Source organism: Solidesulfovibrio alcoholivorans DSM 5433, from assembly GCF_000702665.1.
Classification (GTDB): Bacteria; Desulfobacterota; Desulfovibrionia; order Desulfovibrionales; family Desulfovibrionaceae; genus Solidesulfovibrio; species Solidesulfovibrio alcoholivorans.
Genome location: NZ_JNJA01000009.1, coordinates 167,487 through 177,439 on the forward strand (window position 1 = coordinate 167,487; position 9,953 = coordinate 177,439).

5 protein-coding genes and 2 rRNA genes are annotated in these 9,953 nt (G+C 67.1%); 1 reads left to right on the forward strand and 6 read right to left on the reverse strand.

Going from position 1 to position 9,953, the window contains the following annotated elements:
- Positions 1 to 3: 3 nt before the first annotated feature.
- A complete protein-coding gene (locus tag Q368_RS0116000) occupies positions 4 to 2,397 on the reverse strand; it encodes a methyl-accepting chemotaxis protein (RefSeq protein WP_029460067.1) in 2,394 nt (797 codons plus the stop codon).
- A 392-nt stretch (positions 2,398 to 2,789) separates the two neighbouring features.
- Here Q368_RS0116000 and Q368_RS0116005 point away from each other — a divergent pair, with 392 nt between their 5' ends.
- Complete coding sequence (locus Q368_RS0116005) at positions 2,790 to 4,517, forward strand: hypothetical protein (RefSeq protein WP_052360206.1); 1,728 nt, start codon at positions 2,790 to 2,792, stop codon at positions 4,515 to 4,517.
- Positions 4,518 to 4,531: 14 nt separating this feature from the next.
- Here Q368_RS0116005 and Q368_RS0116010 read toward each other — a convergent pair whose 3' ends face one another.
- From Q368_RS0116010 to Q368_RS0116030, 5 genes are all read right to left on the reverse strand, one after another.
- The gene (locus Q368_RS0116010) at positions 4,532 to 6,352 is read right to left on the reverse strand and encodes an ABC-F family ATP-binding cassette domain-containing protein (protein WP_029460069.1); all 1,821 of its coding nucleotides are present in this window, start codon (positions 6,350 to 6,352) and stop codon (positions 4,532 to 4,534) included.
- A gap of 33 nt (positions 6,353 to 6,385) precedes the next feature.
- Positions 6,386 to 8,116: a GGDEF domain-containing protein gene (locus Q368_RS0116015; protein WP_029460070.1), complete on the reverse strand. Its 1,731-nt coding sequence runs from the start codon at positions 8,114 to 8,116 to the stop codon at positions 6,386 to 6,388.
- Between the two features lies 1 nt (position 8,117).
- The gene (locus Q368_RS0116020) at positions 8,118 to 9,392 is read right to left on the reverse strand and encodes a branched-chain amino acid ABC transporter substrate-binding protein (protein WP_029460071.1); all 1,275 of its coding nucleotides are present in this window, start codon (positions 9,390 to 9,392) and stop codon (positions 8,118 to 8,120) included.
- A 229-nt stretch (positions 9,393 to 9,621) separates the two neighbouring features.
- A 5S ribosomal RNA gene (rrf, locus tag Q368_RS0116025) occupies positions 9,622 to 9,736 on the reverse strand.
- Between the two features lie 45 nt (positions 9,737 to 9,781).
- Positions 9,782 to 9,953, reverse strand: a 23S ribosomal RNA gene (locus Q368_RS0116030); the annotation flags it as partial.

Below are 9,953 nucleotides of genomic sequence, written 5' to 3' on the forward strand. Positions count from 1 at the left end.
ACGCTAGCCGCGCATGTCCTCGATCAGGCGCATGAGGTCTCCGGCCTGGCCAGCCAGGTCGGAGACCGAGCCGGCGGCCTCGTCCATGCCGAGCGCCGTCTCTTCGGCCACTTCGCCGATGGTGGACACGGCCCGGTTGATCTCGTCGTGTGCGCTGGCCTGCGCCTTGGCCGAGGCCGCGATCTCGCGCACGGAGCGGGCCGCGTCCTCGCAGCGCGAAACAATCGCAGCAAGCGTATCCCCGGACCGCGACACCAGCCCGTCGGCCTCGACCACGGCTTGCGTCGCCTTGGCCGCCTTGCCCGCGCTGTCGTCCACGGCCGCCAGCACCGCATGCACGGACTGGGACACTTCCTTGGTCGCGGTCATGGTCTTTTCCGCGAGCTTGCGCACCTCGTCGGCGACCACGGCGAAGCCGCGACCGGCCTCGCCGGCGCGGGCGGCCTCGATGGCGGCGTTGAGCGCGAGCAGGTTGGTCTGGTCGGCGATGTCGGAAATGACCGCGATGATGCCGCCGATGGACGCCGCCTTGCCGCCCAGGGCATCCATGCTGGAGCGCAGTTCGTCCGAAATGCCGCTCACCTGGCCGATGGCCCGGGCCGTGCGTTCCACGGCCTCCCGGCCGGCCTTGGCCTCGGCCATGGCGGCCTCGGCCCCGGCGGCCGCGCCCTCGGCCCCGGAGGCCACGGCGTCGAGGGCTTCGTTGAGGCTTTCGAACGCGGCGGCGGTCTCCTGCAAATGGGCCGTCTGCGCCATGGCCCCGTTGGACACGGCCGCCACGCGCCCGGACAACTCCTCGGCGTTGGCCGCCACATGGCGGGCGATGGCCTCGGCCTCGCCGGCGACATGGCGCAGCATCTCGTTGCGGGAGACGATAAGCGCCTCCTTGGATTTGACGTCGGTCAGGTCCACCACCAGGGCGAACGCGCCGATGAGGCCCTCATCCAGGTCGTAGAGCGGGGCCGTGTCCACGCGCACGTGACGCTGCGTCCCCGCGCCGTCATCGAGCAGGAATTCCACATCCAGCCGGCAGGCATGGTCCGTCAGGCAGGCGGTCAGTTCCCCGGCGATGGGCGCGGACCGGCCGAACGCCTGCACCACGGGCTTGCCGAGCAGGGCCTTGTAGTCGTCGCCAAGGCCGAGCAGGCGCAAGAGCGGCGGATTGACGAACGTGACGCGGCCTTCGGTGTCGGCCACGAGGCAGGGCAGGGTCACGGCCTTGAGAATGCTCGAGGAAAAGCCGAGTTTGTTCTTGATCTCGCCGACCATCATGCACAGGCCCGAGCGCAGGGCCTCCATCTCGCCCTTGAGGCGCTTGGGCGGCGTGGCCGCGAATTCGCCGCGCGTCACGGCGGCGAGGTAGCCGAGGATGCCGGCCAGGGGTTTGAGGATTTCCGTGCGCAAAAAGAGCGTGACCGCAACGAGCACGAGCGCCGCGGTGACGCCGGCCACGAGCAGCGACACCCGGCGCAGGCCATGCGCGGCGGCATAGGCCTCGGCCGCCGGCGTGCGGGACAGCAGCGCGAACGAAACGCCGCCGAACTTGACCGGGGCGAACGCGGTCAGCGTCTCCCCGGCCGGACCGTCCTCGGCGAGGTTGCCCGTTTCGCCGCCAAGGGCCCGGGAAACGGACGCGCCCGCGGGCTTTGCCGCGTCAGCGCCCTCCGCGGCCGTGGCCGCCACGCGCACACCGCCGTCGCCGCCGATCAGGAAGAAATCCCGGGACACGCCCGTGCCCTCGCCCTGGCGCATGATGCGCGCGAGCTCCTCCTTGGGCACGCGCAAAATCGCCGCCGCCTCGATCATGGTGCCTGTATGGTTTTTGACCGGCGCGGCGACAAAAGCGACCTCCTCGCCGCCCATGGGCGGATAGGGCGCGAAATCGGCGAACGCCACCTCGCCCTTCATGGCCGCGCGCCACGCGGCGGCCAGGCTGGAATTTTTGAGCGGCCCTTCTTTCAGGTCCTCCCCGACCTCCTTGCCCGAGGCCGCGCCGAACAGCACCCGGCCGTCGTCGGCCACGAGCAGCGCGTCGCCAAAACCCAGCACCTTGGTGAAGGGACCAAAGGCCGGGCCGACGTATTCGTGCAGGTCCTTGTAGTCCGGGGTGCCCACATCCGCCTTCTGGCCGGGCTTGGTGCCCATGAAATAATCGCGCGTCATGCCGACGGCGTTGTAGACCTCCTTGACCGAGGCCATGATGGCCGCCTCGCGAAGCCAGGTGGCCGCCGCCGCCTCCAGGGCCTCGCGGCGGCTGTCGCGGGCGGCGGCCAGGCCGCCGAAGGCCTGCTCGCCGAGGATGCCCGACGCCTGGCGCACGCTGACGACGCCGGTGACGGCCAAAGGCAGGATGCTGATGGCCAGGCAGAACAGAATCAATTTGTACTTAAGCGTCATGGTACTTCTCGGACACTTCTTGATGAGACAGGTTGCGCCACAAAACTTCCGCGTGGCGTGTTCCTGCTACTTGCCGCCCCGGAACAGAAAGATGAAGACTTTGTGTCATTTCAAAGACGCCCGGTAGGCCCCGGCCGTCCCTCTGCAGGCGCATGCGACTGGCGATGCCAAAGGGCCCACGCCCTGTTTCATCCTGGATTATGACGCCTGCGCGTCAGCGGACCAACATATTCCCTCCCCGGGCCGAAGCCTACGCCTTGGAGCTGTAACCCGTCACGACGCGCCAACGACGAGGCATGAGGTTGCCGCGAAGCAGGTTATGCCGGAGCCCCTCCCGGCATCCTCGAAACGACCGGATTTCGCCGCAGCCCATTGATGTCGGAGGCTCCCTCGTGCCCAAAGCAGTCGCCGCAGCGCCGCGCCTTTCCCGGCGGCCGCCAACAGCATGCCGCCGTGCCGGGGCGCGCCTGCTCACGGCGGTCATCCTCGCCCTGGCCGCCGTGCAAGGCGTCAGCGTCGCCGCGCTGCAACTGCCGTTTAATGGCTGGGACGAGCTGCCCCATATCGCCGTGGCCTATTACGTCCACAAGACCGGGCATATGCCGACCCCTCGCACGCCCATGCCGCGCGAACTGGTCCCCTTCATTACGGCCCATCCCCATCCGACAACGTCGCTTTGCATGCTGCGCGGCATCGACGCCAGGCCCTACCCCGGCGCGTCCCCGGCCTGCGGCGCGGAACCGAAAAAACGCTTCGACCTCTTTCTCTACCAGGCCCAGCACGGCCCGCTCTTTTACCACCTGGCGGCGCTTTTTTGTCCCGGGCCGGAGCCCGGGAAAATGCTCGCCTGGGTCGATGCGGGCAGGCTTATAAACGTCGCCCTGCTCGTTTGCACCCTGGCGCTGTGGCGGCTGACGCTCGGCCGCCTGCTGCCGGACGCCGGCCCGTTGCGCTGGCTGCCCGACGGCGTGCTGCTGCTCCTGGCCAGCTTTTCCTATGTGACCTACGATTTCGCCCGCTTCGCCAACGACGGCCTGGCGCTTTTTTGCGGCAGCGCGGCCCTGGCCGCGTATGTCGCCTGGATCAAGCCGCACGGCGCGTGCGCCGCGCGCGCCTGCTGGCGGCCGGGGCTTCTCGGCGGCCTTGTCGGGCTTGCCGTCCTGGCCAAGGCCACGGCCCTGCCGCTGGTCCCGGTCTTCGCCGTGTTGCTGGCCCTGCCGGCCCTGCGCCGGGGCCTGACGCTTCGCGCGCGCCTGGCGGCACTGGCCGCGCCCACGGCCTTCGTCCTCGGCTACGCGGCCGTGGCCGGAGCCTACCACCTGCCCTACCTGCTGCGTTACGGCCAGCTGACCGGCATGCAGGAGGCCATCTACACCTCGCGCCGGGGCTTCGGGTTCCTCGATCTGCTGGGCGCGGCCGGCCGGTTGGGCTACGGCATCTTCCGCAACCCCCTGACCTACAACGCCACGGTGTTTCTGGGCGGCTGGTCCAATCTCCAGTCCCCGGACTGGCAGAACCTCGCCTTCAAGACGGGTCTTGCCGGCTGCACCCTGGCCCTGGCCGCGGCGCTTTGCGTACGCGGCAACCGCCGGCTCGCCGCCGACCTCGTGCGACGCGGCCCGGAGTTGCCGCTTTTGTGGATATGCTGCGCCCTGGCCCTGCTCTTCCACGCGCTGCACTCCACCCTGGCCTGGGGCTTTCCCACGACCGGAGCCTGGTACGCCATGGCCGCGCTGCCGGCGCTTTTTACGGGAATGCTGGTCGGGCCGGCGCTGCTTGGCCGGTTGGCCGGGGCGCAGGCCGTGCTGTACCTGGCCGCGCTCTTCAATTGGGGGGCGATTTCCGGCAGCTACGGCAACCTGCTCGTGCAGGAGACGGGCACGGCCGACCTCGGCCGGGGCGCGGCCATCGTCGCCGCGCACCACGCGCTCCTGCCGACGCCTGCCGCAGGCTTGCTGGTCGCCCAGTTCGCGCTTGCGGCCCTGGCGCTCGCCTTGACGGTCCGGGAAGCGCTTACCGCCCCGGATGCGGCCGGGACCTTGCGGCTGGTACGCACGGACGCTCCGTGCCGCACCGATGTCGCCACGGACAGCGGCCTGCCGGAACGCACCGGCACGTAAGCGGCGGCGTCGCTTCAGGCGAGCTTTTCCTCGAGCTCTTCCCAGCGCGCATACAGCGTCTCCACGGCGGACTCGGCAACCTGAACCGCCTGCAAGCGGAGAGAAAGCTCGTGGCCGTCGCTGGCCACGGCCGGGTCCTCGAGCGCCGCCTTGGCCGCTTCCAGGGCTGCCTCGGCCCGGGCGATGGCTTCTTCCATGCCGTCGTACTCGCGCTGCTCCTTGAAGCTCAGCTTCTTCGACGCGCTTTGCGGCCGCGGCTTGGCCTTCTGCGATTTTTCCGCCTTGTCCGCCCGGGCCTGCTCCTTGCGCCAGGCCGCAAACTCCGCTTCCCACTGGGCGTAGTCGGCGTAGACCGCCGCGCCGCCCGTGCCGTCGAGGCCAAGGAGCACCGTGGAAACGCGGTCCAGCAGCGACCGATCGTGGGTAATCAGCACCACCGCGCCTGGAAATTCCAGCAGGCTCTCCTCAAGCATCTCCAGGGTGGGGATGTCCAGGTCATTGGTGGGCTCGTCGAGGAGCAGCACGTCTGCCGGGCGCAGCATGAGCCGGGCAATGAGCACGCGCGCCTGCTCGCCCCCGGAAAGCAGGCCCACGGGCAGATCCAGCTGCTCCGGTCGCAGAGCGAACCGCCTGGCCCAGGTGACCACGTGCACGGGCTGGCCCCGGTAGATGACGCTGTCGCTGTCCGGGGCGAAGGCGTGGCGCAGGCTCTGTTCCTTGTCCAGCTGTTCACGCTTCTGGTCGAAGACCACAAGCTCCAGCCCCGGTGCGCAGGAGACCTTGCCGGCGTCCGGGCGTTCGGACCCGGCCAGGACGCGCAGCAGCGTGGACTTGCCCGAGCCGTTGGGGCCGGTCAGGCCCAGGCGCACGCCCGGGGAAAGCACGATGTCGAGCTTTTCAAAAAGCGGATGGCCATCGTAGGCCTTGGCCAGGTTCTCGGCCACGACCAGGCGTTTGGTCTGGCGGCCCGAGGCCGAGAAATCGATGCCCGCGCGCACGGTTTCGCGGTTTCGCGCCCGGGTCGCGGCCAGTTCGCCGAAAAGCTCGCCCGCGGCCTCGATGCGCGCCTTGGCCTTGGTGGCCCGGGCCTTGGGACCGCGCCGCAGCCACTCGATCTCGCGCCGGGCCTTGTTGGCGAGCGTCTGTTCCAGCGCGCCCTGGCTTTCGAGGAACGCCTCCCGGGCTTCGAGCAACGCGCTGTACGGGCCGTCCACGCTCAGAAAACCGCGGGGATAGGCCGCAGAGAGCTCCACGGTGCGACGGCAGACGTTTTCCAGGAAGAAGCGGTCATGGCTGACCACGACGAAGGCAAAGGGAGCGCCGACCAGGAAGCGTTCGAGCCAGAGGATCGATTCCAGGTCCAGGTGGTTGGTGGGTTCGTCGAGGAGCAGCACGTCGGGCTCGGTCACCAGGGCCCGGGCGACGGAAAGCCGCTTGCGCCACCCGCCCGAAAGGGCGTCCGCGGCGGCCTGCGGCTCCTCGAAGCCCAGGCGGCCGAGCGTCACGGCCACGCGCCGCAGCTGTTCCGCATCGGCCGCCGGGCGGCCGAAGGCGGCCACAGCGGCCTCGCTCACGACGCCTTCCACCGTGGCCCCGGGCGCGAAGGTGTCCTGCTGGGCCACATAGGTCAGCCGCACGCCCTGGCGCAGGGTGCGTTCCCCGGCGTCCGGCGCTTCGAGGCCGGCCAGGATCTTGAGCAGGGTGGATTTGCCGGAGCCGTTGGGGCCGATGAGGCCCACGCGCTCCTGGTGGGAAACGGTCAGGGAAATTTCGGTGAACAGCCGGCGCACGCCAAAGGATTTGGCGACGCCGCGCAAGGTGACGCAAGTGCCCATGGCCGGATGCGGTAGCCCATGGGAGACCCGGCGTCAAACCCGGCCGGGCGCGTCCTCGCCTTCCGGGCTTTCCGCATCCTGCACTTCGGGCGCGACCGCGACGCGGTTGCGCCCGGTCTGCTTGGCCCGGTACAGGGCGGCGTCGGCACGGGCGAGCAGGGACGACGGCTGGGTATCGCCGCCGAAAACGGCCAGACCGAAGCTCGCCGTCACCGTGAGCGTGCCGTTTCCCCAGACGCGCTCCAGTTCGTGCCGCAGGAGCTCGGCCAAAAGCGTAGCTCGGCGCAGATCGGTTTCCGGGCAGATGACGAGGAATTCCTCGCCGCCCCAGCGCCCGACAAGGTCCGTCTCGCGCGTGTGCGATACGAGGATGTCTGCCGTGCGCACGAGCACGAGGTCACCCATGGCATGGCCGTAGGCGTCGTTGATTTCCTTGAACTGGTCGAGATCGAGCATGATGACGGAAAACACGGAGCCGTACCGCTTGGCGCGCCGGAATTCAGCCTCGAGCGCATGGTCGAGCTTGCGTCGGTTGCACAACCCGGTCAGGCGGTCGGTAAGGGACAGTTTGGCGAGTTCCTGGTTCTTGGCGTCAAGCTCCTGGTTTTTTTCCGCAAGCTCACGCGTGCGCACGCGCACCTTGTCTTCCAGGGTGTCCACCAGCTCCTTGAGGCGCGCCGTCATGGCGTTGAACGCGCCGGCGAGCACGCCGAGTTCGTCACTGCTGCCATTTTGCAGGAACGCGTCGAGATGCCCGGCGCGCACGGCCTCGGCATGGCGCGTCATGGTTTCGATCTTGCTCGTGATGGACGCGTGCAGCAGCCGGGCGGCGACGACAAGGCAGGCCAGCCCGAACAAGGCCGTTGCGATCAGGATGCCCGCAGCCAACCGGCCGGCCCAGACGCTGCGCGCCCTGGCTCGGGCCACCTCCGACGCGGATAGTTGCTTGAGCTCTGCGGCGATGGGATCCACGGCCCTGGATTGCAACCAGAAATCATGGACATTGCCCTGCATGTCCTTGACGGTTTCGAGGACCTGATCGACAAGCCCGACGTATGCGTCCAAAAGGCCCAGGACATCGGCCTGACGGGCGGACGCAGCGGATTTGTCCTCGGCAACAAGACGTTTGAGCGCCGCGGCCTTGTTGAGGGCGCTTTGCATGAACGGGCGCTGCCTCGTGATCTCGTAGCGTTTTTCCAGAATATCCATCTCGCGCAAGAGAAGGGTGGCTTCGGAGGAGCCTTGCAACGCGTCGCCGAGCTGGTCCATCAGGCCGGCAAGTCGCGGCAGTTGTCCGTCGCCCGGATTGTAGAGGCTGTCGTACAGGCTGGTTTCGTTGAGCAGTACCTGGGAATAGCGGCGTGCCGTGGACGTGAAAAGCGTCAGGTCCACATTGCGCCGGGCGACCGCGCTGCCGGGTGGCGCGGCGGCAATGAGACGGCGCAGGTCTTCGCAGACGGCGATCAGTCGTGCCGCTTCGGCCAGAGCCGGCTGGCAGAAACGCTCTCGGGCGGCCTCGAAATCCAGTTCCGGCCCGAGCAGGAGATAATCGCGATACAAACGCCGCGATTTTTCGAGCTTTCCTTCCATTTCAAGAATTTTTGCCCGAATCTCCAAGTTGTTCTGGATGTTGTTCTCGGCGCCGCGCATGACGAGAAGCCCGACGCAAGCAGCAGCCCCGGACAGGCTGAACAAGGTGAACAGCACGCCGAACACGAGCCACAGTTTGGCCGTGATGCCGAGCCGACTCCAGGCTTTAGCCACCTTACCGGTCATGGTCTTTGTTTGGTTCATAGGTGTAGACGACATTGGCCAGCAACCCATCCACGCCCTTGACGGGATCGTCCAGGCGCAAAACATTGAACCGCGGCATGGCGCAATCGCCGAAGGAGTCGCAGTTCAGGGTGCCGGTTACCCCCGGATAGTCCTTTGTGGCGGCCAGGGCATCACGCAGGGCCTGACGGCCGATGACGCAATTGCCGTCCTCGCTGCATTGAGCCGCGGCTTTTATTGCGTCAAGAAGGATGCCTGCGGCGTCGTAGGCATTGAGCGAATAGGACGTGGGCGGCGCTTCGCCGTAGCGCTCACGGTAGCGCGCCTCGAAAGCCGTGACCGCTTCGCTCGGCTCCGGCGGCGTAGGGCCGACGAAATACATGCCCTTGGCGGCGTCGCCCATTGCGTCAATGAAGCTCTGCTCGATCAGGGAACCGTCGCTCATGAGCGTAAGCCCGGCAAGGGCCGGATTGGCCCGGGCCGCTTGCAACACGCCGTTGCCCTCGGGTTGGAAGAGCGGAAAAAACAGCAGATCCGCGCCGGATGCCGCCACGGCCTCGAGTACGGGCCGCATGTCCGCGTCGCCCTTGTCCACCGCCGCGAACATGACGGTCTGGCCGCCGATGCGCTTGAACTCCTGCCGAAAACCTTCGGCCAGACCACGGGTGTAGATGTCGCCGTCATGGATGATGGCCGCCTTGCGACTGCCCAGGGACGTATAGGCGTAACGGGCGGCAGCAGGGCCGGAATGCTCCTCGTTGGGCGCGGTGCGGAAATAGCCTGGCTGCCATTTTGACGCAGGCTTGCCGCCTATGGAGGTAAGGAAGGGGGCACTGTTGTTGCCTGAAATCATGGAAAGGCCGGCGGCGCTCATGACCTGTGCGGCAGAAGCGGCATCGCCGGAGCAGGTGGTGCCGAAGATGGCGGCAACGCGCGGGTCGGAAACGATGCGCAAGGCGGCGTTTGCCCCGCCTTCGGGACGGCAGCCCGTGTCCTCGATGACGAGCTCCACCGGATGCCCGAGCAGCCTGTCGCCACGTTGCGCCAAAGCCAACTCCAGGCCGCGCAGCTGTTCGGACCCCAGAACAGCGACCTTGCCGCTGAGCGACTCGATAACGCCCAGGCGCACGGGAGCCCTTGGCGGGATATCCACACAGCCCAGGGCGTCGTAGCACCCGGATTTTTTCTCTTCCCTAAACGGTCCGGTGAACAGGGCCGCCACGACAAGGCCCAGTATCGCCGCCAGCGCCAGCATTGCAATGCGCATGTATGCAAAAGCTCCTCGTGGCTCGTCCTCGTCCCGGATTCAGGACACGATTTCCAGTTGGCAAATCGTTACCCTCTCCTTTCATCGATGTCACGAGGAAAGGTGCGCGCGTTCCGGTGGGGGTGCGGTCGCGCGAGCGTGGGGCGTGCGCGAGGGTGGGGTTCGGAGGGGTATTTTTCCAAAAGAAAACGGCCCGGTTGCTTTTGCAACCGGGCCGTTTTTAAAAGAGCCCTGGCGGCGACCTACTTTCCCACGCACGAGTACGCAGTATCATCGGCGAAGGAGGGCTTAACTTCCGAGTTCGGAATGGGGTCGGGTGTACCCCCTCCTCTTTGACCACCAGGACAAATGTATAAGTTAAAATAAGGGATGGGATTGTTTGGATGGCAAAAATCAAGTCGAACGGACTATTAGTACTGGTTTGCTGAGCGCATTGCTGCACTTGCACATCCAGCCTATCAACCAGGTAGTCTACCTGGGTCCTTCAGGGAGAACTCGTCTTGAGGCGGGCTTCCCGCTTAGATGCTTTCAGCGGTTATCCCTTCCGAACGTAGCTACCCT

Excerpts from the sequence above, each read along its gene's own strand:
- Q368_RS0116000 (WP_029460067.1), bottom strand. The coding sequence starts at position 2,397 with ATGACGCTTAAGTACAAATTGATTCTGTTCTGCCTGGCCATCAGCATC.
- Q368_RS0116010 (WP_029460069.1), bottom strand. The coding sequence starts at position 6,352 with ATGGGCACTTGCGTCACCTTGCGCGGCGTCGCCAAATCCTTTGGCGTG.
- Q368_RS0116020 (WP_029460071.1), bottom strand. The coding sequence starts at position 9,392 with ATGCGCATTGCAATGCTGGCGCTGGCGGCGATACTGGGCCTTGTCGTG.